Source organism: Anaerocolumna chitinilytica (assembly GCF_014218355.1).
In the GTDB taxonomy this organism is placed as follows: domain Bacteria; phylum Bacillota; class Clostridia; order Lachnospirales; family Lachnospiraceae; genus Anaerocolumna; species Anaerocolumna chitinilytica.
In genome coordinates this window covers 2,000,235-2,018,287 of sequence record NZ_AP023368.1, presented here as the reverse complement: position 1 = coordinate 2,018,287, position 18,053 = coordinate 2,000,235, and the positions used below count along the sequence as shown (strand labels likewise).

The 18,053-nt window shown below is 38.0% G+C and carries 15 protein-coding genes; 3 read left to right on the top strand and 12 right to left on the bottom strand.

The features are described 5' to 3' along the window. The first annotated feature begins 18 nt into the window (after window positions 1–18). Entirely contained in the window at window positions 19–540 is a 522-nt protein-coding gene (locus bsdcttw_RS08715; RefSeq protein WP_185258992.1) for a nitroreductase family protein, read from the top strand. Between the two features lie 213 nt (window positions 541–753). Here bsdcttw_RS08715 and bsdcttw_RS08710 read toward each other — a convergent pair whose 3' ends face one another. The 4 genes from bsdcttw_RS08710 to bsdcttw_RS08695 all read right to left on the bottom strand — a co-directional run bounded on the left by bsdcttw_RS08710 (window position 754) and on the right by bsdcttw_RS08695 (window position 4,051). Then, window positions 754–1,176: an SRPBCC family protein gene (locus bsdcttw_RS08710; RefSeq protein WP_185258991.1), complete on the bottom strand. Its 423-nt coding sequence runs from the start codon at window positions 1,174–1,176 to the stop codon at window positions 754–756. A gap of 115 nt (window positions 1,177–1,291) precedes the next feature. Beyond that, entirely contained in the window at window positions 1,292–2,401 is a 1,110-nt protein-coding gene (locus bsdcttw_RS08705; protein ID WP_185258990.1) for a 5-methyltetrahydropteroyltriglutamate--homocysteine S-methyltransferase, read from the bottom strand. A 191-nt stretch (window positions 2,402–2,592) separates the two neighbouring features. After that, window positions 2,593–3,507, bottom strand: a complete 915-nt coding sequence (locus bsdcttw_RS08700) for a LysR family transcriptional regulator (protein ID WP_185259750.1) — start codon at window positions 3,505–3,507, stop codon at window positions 2,593–2,595. Between the two features lie 379 nt (window positions 3,508–3,886). Further along, window positions 3,887–4,051, bottom strand: a complete 165-nt coding sequence (locus bsdcttw_RS08695) for a hypothetical protein (RefSeq protein WP_185258989.1) — start codon at window positions 4,049–4,051, stop codon at window positions 3,887–3,889. 357 nt (window positions 4,052–4,408) lie between these two features. Between bsdcttw_RS08695 and bsdcttw_RS08690 the strand changes: the two genes are divergently transcribed. Then, window positions 4,409–5,824 carry a DUF512 domain-containing protein gene (locus bsdcttw_RS08690; RefSeq protein ID WP_185258988.1) on the top strand — a complete coding sequence of 472 codons (1,416 nt, stop codon included), beginning with the start codon at window positions 4,409–4,411 and terminating at the stop codon, window positions 5,822–5,824. Window positions 5,825–5,904: 80 nt separating this feature from the next. Here the strand turns inward: bsdcttw_RS08690 and bsdcttw_RS08685 are convergent, their stop codons facing one another. From bsdcttw_RS08685 to bsdcttw_RS08670, 4 genes are all read right to left on the bottom strand, one after another. After that, the gene (locus tag bsdcttw_RS08685; protein WP_185258987.1) at window positions 5,905–6,741 is read right to left on the bottom strand and encodes an ABC transporter permease; all 837 of its coding nucleotides are present in this window, start codon (window positions 6,739–6,741) and stop codon (window positions 5,905–5,907) included. 73 nt (window positions 6,742–6,814) lie between these two features. Beyond that, window positions 6,815–7,732 carry an ABC transporter ATP-binding protein gene (locus bsdcttw_RS08680; RefSeq protein WP_185258986.1) on the bottom strand — a complete coding sequence of 306 codons (918 nt, stop codon included), beginning with the start codon at window positions 7,730–7,732 and terminating at the stop codon, window positions 6,815–6,817. A gap of 356 nt (window positions 7,733–8,088) precedes the next feature. Then, window positions 8,089–10,707: a phosphoenolpyruvate synthase gene (gene ppsA / locus bsdcttw_RS08675; protein WP_185258985.1), complete on the bottom strand. Its 2,619-nt coding sequence runs from the start codon at window positions 10,705–10,707 to the stop codon at window positions 8,089–8,091. Between the two features lie 211 nt (window positions 10,708–10,918). Further along, a complete protein-coding gene (locus bsdcttw_RS08670; protein WP_185258984.1) occupies window positions 10,919–11,701 on the bottom strand; it encodes an EFR1 family ferrodoxin in 783 nt (260 codons plus the stop codon). 174 nt (window positions 11,702–11,875) lie between these two features. On the opposite strand from bsdcttw_RS08670, the gene bsdcttw_RS08665 reads away from it, so the two are divergent. After that, window positions 11,876–12,427, top strand: coding sequence for a TetR/AcrR family transcriptional regulator (locus bsdcttw_RS08665; RefSeq protein ID WP_185258983.1), 552 nt, complete (start codon window positions 11,876–11,878; stop codon window positions 12,425–12,427). Window positions 12,428–12,560: 133 nt separating this feature from the next. Here bsdcttw_RS08665 and bsdcttw_RS08660 read toward each other — a convergent pair whose 3' ends face one another. The 4 genes from bsdcttw_RS08660 to bsdcttw_RS08645 form a co-directional block, all read right to left on the bottom strand. Beyond that, window positions 12,561–13,547, bottom strand: a complete 987-nt coding sequence (locus bsdcttw_RS08660) for an inorganic phosphate transporter (RefSeq protein WP_197979834.1) — start codon at window positions 13,545–13,547, stop codon at window positions 12,561–12,563. 217 nt (window positions 13,548–13,764) lie between these two features. After that, on the bottom strand, window positions 13,765–14,292 hold the full coding sequence (locus bsdcttw_RS08655) for a PadR family transcriptional regulator (RefSeq protein ID WP_185258982.1): 528 nt from the start codon (window positions 14,290–14,292) through the stop codon (window positions 13,765–13,767). A 76-nt stretch (window positions 14,293–14,368) separates the two neighbouring features. Further along, the gene (locus bsdcttw_RS08650; protein WP_456298246.1) at window positions 14,369–15,226 is read right to left on the bottom strand and encodes a sialate O-acetylesterase; all 858 of its coding nucleotides are present in this window, start codon (window positions 15,224–15,226) and stop codon (window positions 14,369–14,371) included. A gap of 188 nt (window positions 15,227–15,414) precedes the next feature. Next, window positions 15,415–17,847 carry a GH36-type glycosyl hydrolase domain-containing protein gene (locus tag bsdcttw_RS08645; RefSeq protein ID WP_185258980.1) on the bottom strand — a complete coding sequence of 811 codons (2,433 nt, stop codon included), beginning with the start codon at window positions 17,845–17,847 and terminating at the stop codon, window positions 15,415–15,417. Window positions 17,848–18,053 lie beyond the last annotated feature (206 nt).

The following is an 18,053-nucleotide window of genomic DNA, read 5'->3' as shown; positions in this document are numbered from 1 at the left end:
TATGAAAGGAGGAACATTATGCTGTACGATTTGTTAAAATCCAGAAGAAGTATCCGAATGTTTCAAAAAAAAGAAGTAGAGAAGGAGAAAATTGACCTTATTCTTAAGAGTGCCTTACTCTCTCCCTCCTCCCGTTCTATAAGACCCTGGCAGTTCATCGCTGTCACTGAACCAGAACTGCTCTTACAACTCTCACAATGCAGAACACCGGGACCAAAATATTTAGCAGCGGCTCCCCTCGCTATTGTTGTAATCGCGGATAAAACAGCAAGTGATGTATGGATTGAGGATGCTTCTATCGCCTCTGCTTTTATCCAGCTGACCGTAGAAGATTTAGGCTTAGGTTCTTGTTGGATTCAGGTAAGGGAACGTTTTCATACGGAAGAGGAAAAAGCAGAGGAATATATTAGAAAGGTCCTTGAGATTCCAGAAGAATTTAGTGTTGAATCCATTATAGCTATCGGTTATCCAGGAGAAGAAAAAAAGCCTTATGATGATAGCCAGCTGCTATATCAAAAGCTTCATTTCAATAAATTTTAGTAATATATAGCCATATTAAACTTCTAGCACTATGGCTATCCCATCCGTATTATTTGGGCAGACTGTAGTTTCTCATACAAGCCTGCCCTTTTGAAAATACTTATTCCTTTTCCATTTCCAATGAATCATCTGGTATTTGATTTCTCATTACATGAATTTTTAAAACAGTTTACCTGATGCGAATCTGTATGGATAATCTTTTAGTACTGTACATTAAACGGTTGTTTCCGTATAATGTTTAAAATTATCCAGTATGGACTGCCACCCTGCCTGCTGCATTTCGATAGAATTGGTGCTCTCTGCATCAAATACTTCGACTATCTCTGTGCACTCTCCATCACGGGTAAAAGTAATCCTGACCTTTCTCTCATCTCCTAACTTATATGCGATAATTTCATATAATTTCACTTCATCATAGACACCTGAAAAGTCAAACCCAAAGCTTCCGTCTTTTGCTTCCATCCTGGAGAGGAACGTACCACCAACCCTTAAATCATTAACTGCTGCTGTAGTATGCCAATCCTCTGAGGCATTGTTCCATTTCTTAATATGTTCCGGTTCTGTCCAGCACTTCCACACTTCTTCTACAGGCGCATTCACTGTTGCACTGATTTTAATAGCATGCTTCTCACCCATACTGTTGCTTTCCTCCTTCGGTATTAGTTTATAATTAGCTTAACATTATTAATGCCCAATATATCATTCTATTAATGCGTCAACCAGAAACAAAGAAGTCGCCTTTCTTCCCTTTTTAGAATACTTCACTGACTATCTCGTGAATCAGCTTCAATTTAGCCCATTGCTCTTCTTCCGTAAGTTTATTTCCTTCTTCTGTGGAAGCAAAGCCACATTGTGGACTTAAGCAAAGCCTCTCCAGCGGGATGTATTTTTCTGCTTCATGGATACGTTTGATAATCTCCTCTTTTTTCTCTAATTGAGGTGATTTTGTCGTGACAAGCCCTAATACCACCTGCTTATCAGCACTTACATATTGAAGAGGTTCAAAATCCCCGGACCGTTCATCATCAAATTCCAGATAAAACGCGTTTACATTCTCCTTTGCAAATAGATCCTTTGCAACTCGGTCATAGCTGCCCTCACAAGCCCAGGTAGAATGAAAATTCCCACGGCAGATATGACTGTTTATTACAAGATCTTCCGGTTTTCCTTCAATAGCAAGATTATTGATATGAATCAACTTGTCAATAATCTCCTGCAGTCCCTCTTCATCTGTTCCTAATATAAAACAAGCATTGTGATCAACACAAACACCCCAGGTGCAGTCATCAAACTGAATGTTCCTGCAGCCGGCATCATACAAATCCTTTATTACTTTTTTATACCCTTCAGCTATATCTAGTATTAAATCCGATTCGTTTTGATATATGGCTTTTGACTTCTCTGCGTTTCCGGGGATAATCATTTGAAATAAAAACTGTGCCGGAGCAGGGATTGTCTGCCTGGCCACCGTATTATTATCTTCAAATTGTTTCACAAATTTAAAGTGTTCCACAAAGGGGTGACTGTCAACAGACACTTTACCGGTAAGAAAGGTATCATCAATCAAAGCAGCTTCATCATGGAAAGGAATACCGTCTTTTGTTTTTTCATGCCCAACCCCGTTAAAAGCCCACATAAAGTCTAAGTGCCAGGAACTTCTTCTGAACTCTCCATCTGTTATAACAGGCAATCCAACTGCTTTCTGTTTTACAATTAATTCTGTTATAGCTCTATCTTCCACTCTCTTTAGCTCTTCGGCTGCAATCTTTCCATTTGCATACTCTTCTCTTGCCTGTTTTAGATAAACAGGTCTTAAAAAACTTCCTACTATATCAAATTTAAACGGTGCATTTTTACTCATATATCTGCCTTCCTTTCTTAATGGGAATTCATAATAATTTTTGTATATCTGTATGTAATTTGTAAATGTTGTTAGTAGTATAATGCATTTCAATAATATTGAAAAATACAAAAAAATATGTGTTTGATATAGCAATTAACTATATCCGACACATATTATACAAAGATTTCTATCATTTTTATCAGCCTACATTACTTAACCGTATATTCTGACACATGCTTTTTCAAAGCCTCAATGTATGCTTTTCCATAGCGGCTAAGAGGCATATTTCTTTGCTTTATAGTCCCTACCCGCATATATTCGTCTACCATAAGAGGTCTTGCAATGATATTCTCACCATTGAGTTCTTTGCTGATTACTCCGGTACTGACAGTATATCCGTTTAATCCTACCGCAAGATTAAAAAGGGTTGCCCTGTCCCTTACTTTTATATTTTTGTTCCGGTCAATGGTACTAAGAATCTCTTCCGAGAAATAAAAAGAATTATAATCTCCCTGTTCAAAAGAAAGGTAAGGGTACTCATCCAGTTCTTTTAAAGTAATCTGCTCTCGCTTAGCAAGAGGATGTTTTGAACTAATAAACACATGGGGCTTTGCAACAAAGAGCTCCTCAAATTCCAGACTGTTCTGCCTTATGAGTTTTTGAATTACTTCTTCATTTTTTACTGAGGTATATAGAATTCCTATCTCACTCTTTAACCTGCTTACATCTTCAATAATCTCATTCGTTTGTGTTTCTCTGAGGGTAAAATCATATTGACTGCCTCCAAATTCGCGAATCACATCGACAAATGCATTTACGGCAAAGGAGTAGTGCTGCGCCGAAACGGAAAACCTCGCGCTTTGTTTCTTCACATTCAGATATCTTTCCTCTAAGAGATTGGCCTGTTCAAGAACTTGTCTGGCATAAGCAAGGAATTCATCTCCCGCATTGGATACGATAATACCTTTATTTGTTCTGTTAAATATGGTAATCTGCATTTCATTTTCCAGTTCTTTGATAGCATTTGTAAGGCTTGGCTGAGAAATAAACAGTTCTTTTGCAGCCTCACTTATCGTTCCCTTATCTGCTACGGTCACCACATATTTTAATTGCTGCAATGTCATCTCTTTGTCTCCTTTTAAGCTAATTCCTGATTTCAAAAAGCATATAACGTAAGAAACCATCCAAATTGTCTGCCAGATTATTCTTGGATTCAATCATCCATTCAAAAAGGTTATTCCTATACTATCATAACTACTATTAGGAAGATATGCAATATATAAAACTTTCTATGGTAAGGAAGAGAAAGAAAAGAATATCAAACGGACGATGACAGGTGGGGATATTCCGAAGATTGGTTCCTCAAGAACCCTTATTCCACTAAAACTGCCGGAAACGTAACTGGCAGTCAAACCAGTGCCAAACTCGCTGTGATCAATATGGCTGCGTAAGTTTTCTGAGCTCAAACATGGCACTGCTTTTCCTAGTTACGTTTTCGGCAGCTTAAGTGTCATAAGGAACCTTTCGAGACCAACCTTCCGAATATCCCCACCTGTCTTCTGTCTGTGACAAATTAGTAGTAGCCATTGCCGTACTATATACTAAAGTCAGTCTTGGAATAGAGGAATAGATATTGTTTATCAGTACACAGATGGCAGCTGATTCCATTCAGCCATTTTCTATTGAGGAGTTTCGTATGACACTTAAATGGCAGCAGTTATTCCTAGGATAAATTACGCCATGTCTGAGCGCACCATATTACACAGCCAAAAGAGGAACAGCGAGTTTGGCTTAATTTAGCCTGTCAGGAATAACTGCTGGCATTTTAGTGGAATTCGAAACTCAGAACAAGAAAATGGTTGAATGGAATCAACTGCCATCGTCCGTCCCCAAAATCCCTATTTACCATTCGATACCAAACTGTAGCTTTGTTGCGAACCGCCCCAACACCGCCATTTACAATCTAGTGGTATATGTGTATAATAGTTATGCACTCTAAGATGGATATTTAGAAAAGAGGTTATAATGAATAAGAAACCAAAGGGCCACCTGATAAAAACAGTAGCCCCCGATTCCATTGGTGAAGAGATGGGCATTGAACCTGGTGACTATCTTATTGCTATCAATGAGGAAGAAATAGATGATGTTTTTGATTACCAGTACCTTATCAAGGATGAATATATCGAGATTCTTATCAGAAAAGGTAATGGTGAAGAGTGGATTCTTGAAGTTGATAAAGATTATGATGATGATTTGGGGATTGATTTTGAGAACAGCCTTATGAGCGATTACCGCTCCTGTCATAATAAATGCATCTTCTGTTTTATTGACCAGATGCCAAAAGACATGCGTGATACCCTGTATTTTAAGGACGACGATTCAAGGCTGTCATTTCTTCAAGGGAACTATATTACTCTCACCAATATGACAGAGAAAGATATTAACCGAATAATTCGCTTTAATCTTGCGCCTATTAATATCTCCGTACAAACTACCAATCCGGAGCTTCGCTGTAAAATGCTCCATAACCGATTTGCCGGACAGGCTCTTGAGAATCTGGATAAGCTGTACGATGGACACATAGAAATGAATGGTCAGATTGTTCTTTGTAAAAATGTCAATGACGGTGCGGAGCTAGAAAGATCCATTAATGACTTGTCAAAGTACCTGCCTTTTATGAGAAGTGTATCCATTGTTCCCGCTGGGATTACCAAATACCGGGATAACCTGCATCCCCTTGAATTATTTACGAAAGAAGAAGCCGGTGAGGTTATTGATCTGATCGAAAGTTATCAACCGACTTTCTATAACAACTTCGGACTTCATTTCATACATGCCAGTGATGAGTTTTATATTACTGCCGAACGCGATTTTCCTGAGGAAGATCGTTATGATGGTTATATACAGCTGGAAAACGGTGTAGGCATGATGAGATTATTTATCACTGAATTTAATGAGGCTTTTGAGACTTTGTTAAAATCAGAAAATTATCAAAGTATGAAACAGTCTATCAGCAGAAATATTACAATTGCTACGGGAAAACTCGTATACAAGACGCTAGTTTCCTTCTCTGAGAAAATCATGGAGGTTTTCCCCAAAGTTAAGATTAATGTGGTAAGCATACGTAATGATTTCTTTGGTGAGACAATTACCGTCGCCGGCCTGATTACCGGACAGGACCTTATAAAGCAGCTGAAGGAGAAGAAAGAACAGGGTTGTGATCTAGGTGACAGCCTTCTTATTCCATCCAGTATGTTAAGAACCGGTGAAAATGTGTTCCTGGACGATATAACCGGAGATATGGTAGAGCAAGAACTTTCTATTGATCTGGTCCCCATAGAATCAAGCGGTTCTGCCTTTTTAAATTCCGTATTAAACAAGGACTATAAAATGGGCAGGAGCAACGAAAACTTTGTATATATAAAGGCCTATGAGGAATAAATCCCTATAAAACATTTTATCTACATGCTTATAAGAGCAGTATGCTTTCTGTGAAGAGAAAACATACTGCTCTCATTATTTTAGCCCCATAAAGCACTGGCATCTGTAGCACTTCTGTTCAGGCGTGAAAAATCCGTTCTTACAAATGAAATTGTTGACAGTAATAAAAATACCGCACCAATTGCTAATATAATACCAAATGACATAATGGGAGTAACAATAAATCCATTAATTTTAATTGCCAGTTCCTCTTTTATTAAATTAGCCGTTGGCTGATTCGTCTTTTCTAATACAACCATACGAAAAAATGCCGTGGCATAGGTCATTGGATTAATGTATGCCACATATCTAAGAGTCCCAGGCAGCATAGACAGAGGAATATATGCTCCTGAAAGGAAGGTCAGAGGCATTGTAACCGCAGTTTTCACTATCTGAAAAGTTTGCCCGTTTCGAACCTTGGTAGCCATAAATAAGCCGACTCCGGAGAAAACTATCCCTATACTCATCATTGAGATAAGAATATATAGTGGTGTGGTCCAATCTGTAAATCGAATGCCGATGAACAATCCCACTACAAGTATCAATATCCCTTCAACGGTTGATACTGTTGCAGCTGATAATATTTGTCCCATTGCAACTGCAATTCTCTTAGCCGGAGATACCAAGACCTCCTTCATAAATCCACTTACCATGTCATCAACGGTTGAAGAAGCCAAATTCAACGAGCTTTCAAATACCGTAGTTATAATAACACCGGATAACATATATGCGATTGGATTTTCAATAAAGTCATTCTTAAAAATAGCCCCAAATACATAAACAAAGAAAAATGGGAATATCAAAGAAAATATCAGTCCTGTTTTATTTCTGATAAAGGCCTTTAACCCTCTTATCCATAAGGCAATTATTGTATTCATATTAACTCCTTTCGTATCTCATCAATGTTTGGATATTACTGAAACATGATTAATAAATATCGTTTTACTTTCACTATTCTTCTCTGATTTTTTTCCCGGTTATCTCCAGAAAAACATCGTTGAATGTTCCTTTTTTAATTTCTATATTTGTAATGTTTTCTTTATGAAAACTTAGCACCTCTAAAAGACCATCGAGATTTTCTGCTTCCACTTTATAATACCCATCCTTTTTTTCAAATCCCAGTTCATATTGTATTAATAACTGTTCGAGCTCTGTTTCATTCTTTGTTGTGATGTAAGCTTTGTCCTTTGTATACATCTTTTTCAAAGCATAAGGTGTATCATGAGCTACAATAATACCCCCATCGATAATAGCTATTTTATTGCAAATCTCTGCTTCTTCCATGTAGTGGGTCGTCAGAAATATTGTGATATTTCTTTCTTTTTGAAGCTTTATAATATATTCCCAAATATGTGCCCTAGTTTGAGGGTCAAGCCCGGTTGTAGGCTCATCAAGAAATAGAACTTTGGGATAGTGAATTAATCCACGGGCAATTTCCACACGGCGTTTCATACCGCCGGACAAAGCACCCACAAGCTTTTTTCTTTCACCTAATAAATCTACTAATTTCAAAACGAATTGAATTCGCTCCTCCACCTCTTTTTTCGGTATGTTGTAAAAAACACAGTGCATCTTGAGGTTTTCTTCGATGGTCATTTTAGCATCCAGGGTTGAATCCTGAAAAACGACTCCTATAGCCGCTCTAACTTCATCTTTTTGGCTTGATACATCTTTTCCGTCGATAAGCAGGGTTCCCTGGGATTTTTCAAATATCGTACATAAGGTATTGATTGTTGTACTCTTTCCGGCACCATTCGGCCCCAAAAAGGCAAAAACTGTTCCTTCTTCCACACTAAAGGATATATCATTCACAGCTGTGAAATCGCCGTATTTCTTGGTAAAGTTCTTAACTTCAATTATTGGATTCATAGTGTTTCCATCTCCTTTGCCTATTAGATTCTATCCACTGTATCTGTACTAATAGAATCTTATGATTTGGGTGAATCAAAGCTATAATTTCTTAAAATAATATTTTTACATTATCTGTTAATGCTTCCATGAATGTAGTAATTCATTATTACATTAGAGGATTATAATGTCAATATCCCTTCTCTTTCATACAATGTAATATTTATGTAATGAGGTATTTGGGCAATAAAAAGGTACAGTCTGATAAAAAATCAGGCTGTACCTGAATAAACATAGTATTGAGTTAATTTTATTTTATCCTTTCGTAATGCTGTTACGCTTATCAACAATTCATATATGCTGTAATACACTAATCTTTACCTGTCTATTAGAATTTCCACATATCCTTCTGTGCCATGAACACGAATCCGCTGACCGTCTTTTATGAGTTTTGTAGCGTTCACTACTCCGACGATTGCCGGTAATCCATACTCTCTTGCAATAACCGCACCATGGGTCATCAAACCGCCTACTTCGGTAACCAGGCCTTTGATTGTAACAAATAATGGAGTCCAGCTAGGGTCGGTAAAGGTGGTAACTAGAATATCTCCCTCTTCCAGTTCGGCATCTTCTATTTTTAAGACGACACGTGCCCTACCTTCAATACATCCGGAGGAGACTGCAAGACCTGCTAGAGCTCCTGTTGGAAGATCTGTTCTTTTATATGACCCGGTAATAATCTCGCCGTCGGAGGTAAATACACGAGGAGGGGTTAATTTTTCAAATAGCTTAAACTCCTCTTTCCTTTGATTAACCACCTGATACTCTACTTTTTTTGTATGGACAGCATCACGAAGTTCTTCAAAGGTAAGGTAATATGCATCCTCTTTTTCCGCAATGACGCCTGCTTCTGCAAGTAGATTTATTTCTTTTAACAATGCTTGTTTATAAATAAAATACCGGCTGACGATACCATACTTCGGGTATTCACGATAACCGGCTACAGCTCTTAGAATATCAATTTTTTCTTTTGTTTCTTTTACTTTTTGTTCACCCTCCGGCAATTGCTTTAATCGTTCTAGTAACTCCTGTTCCTTTCTAGACGCTTCTTTAAGCCCCTGCTCAAATTTATGATAACTGGCATTAGGTTCAAAGTTCTTGATATTGTTAAGGAGCATTGGTAAAAGGATTGCCGGCTTCTCACTCCAACGAGGCTTCGTAATATCAATCTCACCGCTGCATCGCATCCCGTATTTATTAAGGTAAGCATAAATAGCATCCCGTACTTTATTGCCGCCCTCAAACTGCTCTAATTTCTCTAAGAAATCATCCTCTTTTACCTGTTGTAAATAACTTATTACTTGCGGATAAGGACGTATTATATCTGCCACATTCATCAGTTCCAGACCCATTTCCGAAGTTATATTATTGGCTACGGAATATGATAGTATATCTGCGGCATTCTTTTCACCCAACCATTCATACATCTTTTCATTAATCCAAGCTGTAGTATTAAATCCTTCCATAATTAACCGCATACTTTGTGGGTTGGTAAGGCTGCTCTTTAACTGCAAAATATCTTCCTGTATGAAATGGAATAACTCCGTTCCTGATTTATGCTGTATGTTTTTCTTTAATTCTTCGATTAATATCTGATTGTTCTTAATAAGTTCAGTTACAATTTCCGAATTATTTTTATTTTGAGATGAATCTGCTGTAGATGCGCTATTACCGCCCTTTAGATTACTTTGCCCTTCATCCTCCGGTGCGGTTCTAATAAAATCTCCCCGCTCTATTATAGTCAGAATTGCATCTTTCATAAGATGTTCTGATTGCCCCAAGGTACTCATTAACGCCTTTCTGCCAGCGGAAGTAGCCAGACTTTGAGCGACATCTACGAACAGCCTCCCACCTGCTTCATACCTGGTCCCTATAGAGGTCATCTGGTATACGGACATTCCCAATGGTTTCAGTGGATCTGTCATCATCTGCTGATGACCGACCGATATATATACATGATTCTCACTGTCAGCAACTTCGGGAATGGGATATAGAGTTGTAATCGGCCGGCTTTGAACAATATAAAACACATCATCAGCCAGACACCATTCAATATCCTGAGGACAGCCAAAATGCTCTTCCAGCTTTCTTCCCATACATTCAAGCTGCAATATCTGCTTTTCTGACAGCACCTGCTGGCTCTGTAGTTCAGGTGCTAGTTTCTGTTCTGTTGTCCCACCCTTTTCCAAAGGATAAATAGCCATCTCTTTTACCGATATTTTTGTTTCAATAACCTTACCGTTACATACTTTGTAATTATCCGCATTAACCAGTCCGGAAACCAGAGCTTCTCCAAGACCAAATCCCGCATCAATTGATACAACCTTCCTGTTAAATGTAACAGGATCTGCTGTAAACAGGACTCCTGCTGCCTTTGGGTATACCATCTTCTGAACAATCACAGCCAGATGAACCTTCCGATGGTCAAAATTATTCTGAAGCCGATAAATCACGGCTCTCTCCGAAAACAACGATGCCATACACTTAATGATATACTTTCGTATCTCTGCTATTCCAATAATGTTCAGATACGTGTCCTGCTGCCCGGCAAAGGAAGCTGACGGTAAATCCTCTGCCGTTGCACTGGAACGTATTGCATAAGCACTATCTTCCCCTATTCTTACAAGAAAGCTTTCAATCTCTGCATTAATATCTTCAGGGATTGCTGTTCCTTCCAGGGTTTCCCGGATTTTCCCGATAAGTTCACTGATTTTCACCCGTTCGTCCATTTTTAACCGTGATAGCTGATGTAATAATTCATTCATTGAAGGTGTTTCCTGTAGAATCCTATAAAAGGCATCTGTTGATATGCAAAAACCTTCCGGTACAGGAATCCCCTCAATTTTCATAAGTTCACCCAAATTTGCACCTTTTCCCCCGACAACAGCAAGCTTGGTCTTATCAACATCTTGTAAACTGAGAACATAGGAACTCATTTTTCTTACCTCCTTTGGTAATTTTTCTGGAATGATTTTATGGGCAGTCTTTTCGAAATGTTATTGAATTATAGCACCGGCCCTGCCGAACATATAGACTTTATTTATATCTTTTTCTATGTTATAATTAAGTTGTAGAGAAAATAGAAAAAAAGGTGCTGTCGGAAGACAACACCTTTTTCATTACTTAACCCTAATGTAATAGTTTATTTTATTCATTGGCAATAATAATTTCTTTCAGACTAATATTCTTATTTCTAAATCTAGCTTTACTCTTCTCACCTTGTAATCGTATTGCATTTTGAGGACAGTTCTGCGTGCATGCAAGACAACTTATACACTTGTCATCGAAGATAGGTTTTGCATCATTTACTGTAATATTGTTTACCGGACAGACTTTCGCACATGTACTACATTTGGTACAAGTGTCTTCAATACGAAAGAGTCTGTCAATCCCATGAGCTTTTTCTATAGTTGCTGTTTGTTCTTTCGTACGTTGCAAACTCTCTAAAAAATAGTTAGACATCATTTTATCCAATTTCGTATCCTTGTGTACGAAACCTTTCGAAGAATTGATATCCGATATAATAACTTCCAGATGCTTCTCAATCTGCTTCTTATGCTCATTCTTTACCTGATTCTCCATACGAAACCTTGGAATCCAGTTATCCACCATTTTAATAATGTTAACATAAGAAAATGCTATTCCTGTCTGCTCCGCAACCTTGAGAAGGTTGCTGGTGGATGCCCCATCAAACATTCCATAAGTCATAACAGCAAAAAGATAATTACAATTGAATTTTGCTTTTTTTATGAACTCTATAACGTATGGAGGTACTGACAGATTATAGATTGGAAATACAAGACCGATTTTCTCATCACTAAATTCATATACCCCCTCCTTTATTGCTTTAGGGATGGAATATAGCTCCCCACCCATACGCTTTGCTACATACAGGCAATTGCCTGTCGATGTAAAATATAATACTTTCATATTCCGTTTCCTTTCTGAAACAATGACTTACATCCGCAATATGTAATCTCACAGTACATTATCTATGGATGCAAAATATAGTTTGACATATGTAAATTTTAATCTTATTATTATACTATCTTTGACACATGTCAATGCTGTTCATATAACTTATACAGAATGAGGAAAATGTAAATGTATGAAGGAAATAATCCCATCGCACTTCAGTCGAGGACCTGGATGGTAAATGCTTTAATTGCTTTAATGGAGGAGCGGCAATATCAAAAGATTACAATAATGGATATCTGTAAAAAAGCTGATTTATCCCGCCAAACCTTTTATAACATTTATTCCGAGAAGGATGATGTATTACGGTACTACTTTCGAAATTTATTTAGGGAAGAGCCCTATAACCTGGAATTGCGGGGAAGACTTAAGCTTAGTGATATCACGGACTTGTTTTCAAAATTTCTAGTAGAACAAGATACCCTGTTGAAACTCATGGTGAAGAATAACCTTGAAGGAATTATATTCGAGGAGATGTCTGCCTCCGTATCAACTTGTACCACCGGAGCCACTCCATGTAATCAATACGCAACACATAAATATGGGAATGCTTTTTTTACTGGTGCTCTGACCCAAACCCTAATCTGCTGGTTTAAAGATCCGGAAAGAATCACCTCAGAAGAATTATCTGAGTTACTTTATAAAATCCTTACCGGCAATTATTATGAAATCTGTAAATAAATATTCTACTGTCATTCTCCGTGTATCAGAAAATGCACTCTTGGTTCCGGGCAAAATAATAAGACAGGAATATTATTTCAATATTCCTGTCCCAAAAATGACGATAATCAGATTATTCTATCAAATATATTTTTTATAAAAAGAGTTTAAGCAATGCACAAATGGCAGCTGATATTACAAAAGTAATCGGAATCGTCGTAAACCAAGCTGATACCATTTTTTTTGCTGTAGTCCAGTTAACCCCTTTTACTCGGTTGGAGGCACCCACTCCCATAATCGAACAAGAAACAACATGAGTAGTACTTACAGGCAGACCGAATTTTGTTGCTATCTGGATAATTAATACGGAAGAAAGGTCAGCTGCAACAGCATTAACAGGTTTTAATTTCATAATCTGCGTTCCTACGGTCTTAATAATACGCCATCCACCAATAGAAGTACCAAGGGCCATTGCCATTGCACAAAGTAACTGTACCCAGTGTGGAATTGTCATGTGACTCTGATAGCCAAAGCTTACCAATGCCATAGTAATAATACCCATCGACTTCTGAGCATCATTAGTACCATGAGAAAATGCCTGTAACGCAGCAGTTAAGACCTGAACTCTTCGAAAACCTCTATTAGCTCTGGTTGCATTTGCTTTTTTAAATATAAATTTTATTAAAGTAAACATTAAAAAGCCTACTGACAAGGCTAGTATAGGAGAAACAATAAGCGAAGAAACTACTTTCACAAATCCCTTTAATTTAATTGCGTTGAGACCTACATCTGAGAATGCAGCTCCGGCTAGAGAACCGATAAGTGCATGGGAGGAACTGCTGGGAATTCCAAAATACCATGTCATCAGGTTCCATAAAATCGCTGAAATCAAAGCAGCAACCATAACTGTTGAACCATTGGGAATTCTATTTAAATCCACAATATCCTTCGCTATTGTTTCAGCAACACCGGTAGAGACAATCGCACCTAAAAAATTCATAAGTGCAGCCATTATGATAGCTCTTTTTAAGGTTAAAGCTTTAGTGGATACTGCTGTTGCAATTGCATTGGCGGTATCATGAAATCCATTGATAAAATCATAACTTAATGCTAATAAAATAATTAAAATTAGTAAAATCATTTCTTCTCCTATAGTAACATCATTTTTATTTCATATTAGACCTTTTTTAGCCGCAAGACCTATTTTATATCAAAACAGAAAAAAATCCAACATAAAAATTATTTTTTAATGCATTTTCTGATGAATATAGCAGAATTAAGATTTTCATTGTTATTTTTAGTTCATTGCTCAATTCCCAGAGACCATCACAACGATTATTCAACGAGATTTTCTTTCTTTAATCTTGCTTTTTTATCTCACTTAACAATTCCTTGAACCACTCTATATTCACCTTATGATGAGAATGTGAATTTTCAAGCATCTTTCTAAAATAGTATGGAGTTTCTTTATTGTTCTTTAGTGACTGTTCAATCAAATCAATCTTATTCTGGGTTTGCTCCATTTGTATTTCAATCAGCTTTATGAATTCCTCTTTTTCATATAGATTGTAAAATAACATTGCTGCATAAAATGAGAAATTTATATAGTCTGTCTTGGAGCCGTATTTGTTCATCAGTTTATCGAATTCTTCATTACCAAGTTCGGTAATAATATAATTATGAGTTTCTCTGTTTTTGTCTCCCTGATTATCTTCAATCTTCTGAATATACTGTTTTTCTTCTAATTGCTGAAGATTGTAGTAAAAAGACCCTTTCGTAAAATTTACGATATACTTATAATGCCCTTTTTCCATTAAAGCTAACAATTCATAACCATAAGAACCAGGATTTTGCTTTAATAACCCTAAAATCAGTAACGGTATCATATGTTTCACTCCCACCATAATGTTTATATGAATAGTACAAACCATTTAATATTTTATAATCTTGTTTTTTGAAGTCTTATATTTTGCTTATTTCTGCGAGGTGATATTCAAACTCCTCATATGACAGCTTTCCCAGGGCTAACTCCATACTTTTTATATATAGCTTTTCTGATTTCGTATACTCTCTTGTATTATAGCTATTTAAGATCTCGTTTTCATCTTCTAAAGGCTCAAATATGTGCTGCCGCCTTGAGAATGCTTCAAAATACCGTAACCCGAATTTTCTTTGCGATGCAGCGTTTATGTGGATGCCATCCGGATTTGAGGCTAACCCTGCTGCTGTGACAAAGTAACAATTATTCTGTTCCAGTGCAAATCTCTGAAGTTCTTCATTAATGAGTTTATATTCGGTACAGTTTTCCCCAAAGCCTGCCTTGCCTAAAAAATCCCCAAGCCCTCCGATAATGATTGGAAGCTCAGGTATTCCCAGCTCTTTTCTAAGGGCCTCAAAAATTAAAAGTAATTTGTTATAATAAACCTTGTAACCTCCATGATAGCTGTCACTTTCCCCTTGATGCCATAAAATACCGGTTAACTCACTGGTCTCCATAGCAAATCTGGCTTCCTCTACCGCATGTCTGAAAAGAAGACCATCTATAGCCCATTCATCCAGTGAACTTCCTCCCTCTGCACAGGGAATCAAACCAATACTATCTTTTTCGTACCCATGGCACCATGCGTCTGCAAATGACCCGGCAAGGCTGATTCCTGAAACAGGGCGGTCGTAATTTATAGGTTCTGTCATCATCTGCCACCTGCCATTGCGCAGCATTTGTATCCTTTCATTATAGATGGGAGGAACTTCATGAAGAAATCCCCTTCCAGCCATATTAGACTGTCCTAACATTAAAAATGAGTGTATCATTTTATTCATCCTTCCTTATTTAACCAAAACTTTTTTGTCAATAGTTTAATTAGACTATTCTCACAATCCATTATAGTCTAATTAGATCATTTATCAAGTAAAATTTATTAATTTAATCATTCTAATAAACTGCAATATAAAGGAGAGAGTTCTAAACAAACTCTCTCCTAGATTACCATTACAAGTACTCCTGTGCTTTATACGATAACCAGATGCTTTTCCCCATCATCTACTAAGGAAACTCTATTTCCCTGGATCACCTTATCATCAACCTTTATAGTCTCTATAGTCATTGTTCCTTTACTTCGACTCTCGACCTTGATTTCGTAAAGAGAATTTCCATACTTGTATTCAATGGAATAATCTCCGAAATTCGAAGGTGTTGCCGGATCAATGATCAACTCATTCCCTTCTTTTCGTATACCTAAAAACCAGTTTAACAGTCCCTGATACATCCAGCCGGCAGAGCCGGTATACCAGCTCCAGCCTCCTCTGCCGGTGTAGGGCGGGCTAAGAGAGATATCCGCTGTCATTACATAAGGTTCTTTCTCATACCTGAGAGCTTCTTTTCTGGTATCTGTTATACAAATAGGATTAAGTATGGTAAATAAAGTCCTTGCCATGTTACAGTCTTGCAGCATTGAGGTCGCAATTGCCAACCAAACTGCCGCATGAGTATACTGTCCGCCATTTTCACGGATTCCCGGTATATAATTTTTGATGTAACCCGGATTTTTGTTGGTCTTATTAAAAGGCGGTGCTAACAGTAAGGAAAGTGCTTCCTCTTCCATAACCAGATACCTCCATGCCGACTGCATTGCGGTCTTAGCCCTCTCTGTCTTCGCCCCCTTTGATATCACACTCCAGGACTGGCTGATGGAATCTATTCTGCATTCATCATTTTCCTTGGAGCCAAGTTTTGAACCGTCATCGTAAAAGGCTCTAAGATACCACTCCCCATCCCAGGCATGTTCTTCAATGTTTTGAAGTAAGGTTTCCCGTTTCTGTTCCAATTCCTGCCCATAGGCTGTATCACCTTCTATATTGCACAAAGGTATAAAGTCTCCCAATACAGTATATAAGAACCACGCCAGCCATACGCTCTCCCCTTTTCCATTAATACCAACTTCATTCATACCATCATTCCAGTCCCCTCCCCCCATAAGAGGAAGTCCATGTTCACCGAAGTGGGTCCGTTCTATGGTCTTTTTACAATGTTCATAAACACTTCCTTTAAGCTCTGATACCTCAGGAGTAAACATTACATCATGCTGGTCCTCATTTAACACCGGTCCCTTAATGTAATGCACCTCTTCTTTTAAAATTGTATTATCTCCGGTGCTTTTTATATAAGCCGCAGTACAGTAGGGCAGCCATAATAAATCATCGGATATCCTCGTTCTTACACCAATTCCCATAGGTGGATGCCACCAATGCTGTACATCCCCTTCTTCAAACTGCCTGCTGCAGGCAATCAGAATCTGTCCCCGTAAAATACTTGAATCGGTGAAAAGAAGTGAAAGGGTATCCTGAAGCTGATCACGATATCCATAGGCTCCTCCGCACTGATAAAAACCGGCTCTTGCATTGATGCGGCAGGAAACCGTCTGATACAGCAGCCATCCGTTAACCATAATATCAAGTGCCCGGTCTTTCGTTTTTACCTGTACCGTACCTAATAATCTGTCCCAGTAGCCTTTTACCCTGTCAAGCTCATTTCCAGCAGCTGTGATATCTTTATATTTATGCCTGAGTTTATTTATCTCGTTCATATCACTGCTCTGGCCCAAGCCAAATAAAACCGTCTTACTTTCCTGAGGCGGAATTACAATGGATACCTGAATTGCTCCACAGGTATCAGAACATATTCCCGTTTTGCAGGAGAGTTTCACTTCTGCTCCTCTCGGTTCTCTGATATTTCCCTTTGCTCCTAAAAATTCCTGCCGATCGCCGGTATATCCGACGATCATCTCACTGGAAAACAGATAGGAATAAGTATTCGCAAAATTTAACGTATAGATATTCTTTGCATATAAAAACTCATGTTCATTGTCATAAGAGGTCAAAATATAAGGATTGGTATTTTCTCTTTGTGTGCCCAGAACCCATTCCACATAATAGGTCAGGCTTAGATATTTTACTTTATCCGAATGATTTGTCAAGTGAAGATTCCATAATTTCAAGGACTCATCCAAAGGGGTAAAAACCGTAAGTTCCTGGTCTAAGAATTCTTCCTCATGAAGGAATCTGCTATATCCAAAACCATGTCTTGTCCGATATGTCCCTCTATCAGACCTTCCAAGGGACATAGGTGTCACTACCTCGCCGGTAATTTCATCCAGAATATAGATGGCTTCAGAGGCTTTGTCACTTACCGGGTCGTTGGACCAGGGTGTAAGCTTATTCTCCCTGCTATTAACACTCCAGGTGAAACCGGCACCTGATTCCGATATTTGAAACCCAAAATTCTTATTTGAAACAACATTAATCCAGGGAGCCGGCGGTCTGTTATTCCCCTCCAACAGTATTTCATACTCTTTACCCTCACAGGCAAATGCCCCGAAGCCATTAAAAAATTCGTAATTTTCTATTTCTTTCTCCTGTATCGTTGGTGCATATGCTGTGTCCAAAACCTCTTCCTCCTTCTCATTCCACTGCAAGCATGTGCCGGGATTTTGCAGGCACATACTTGGGCAGGAAAAATAGCTTTTTATTTTCATTTTCTCAAGTTTGTGCCGGGATTTTGCAGGCACATACTTGGGCAGGAAAAATAGCTTTTTATTTTCATTTTCTCAAGTTTGTGCCGAGGATTTCGCAGGCACATACTTGGGCGGGA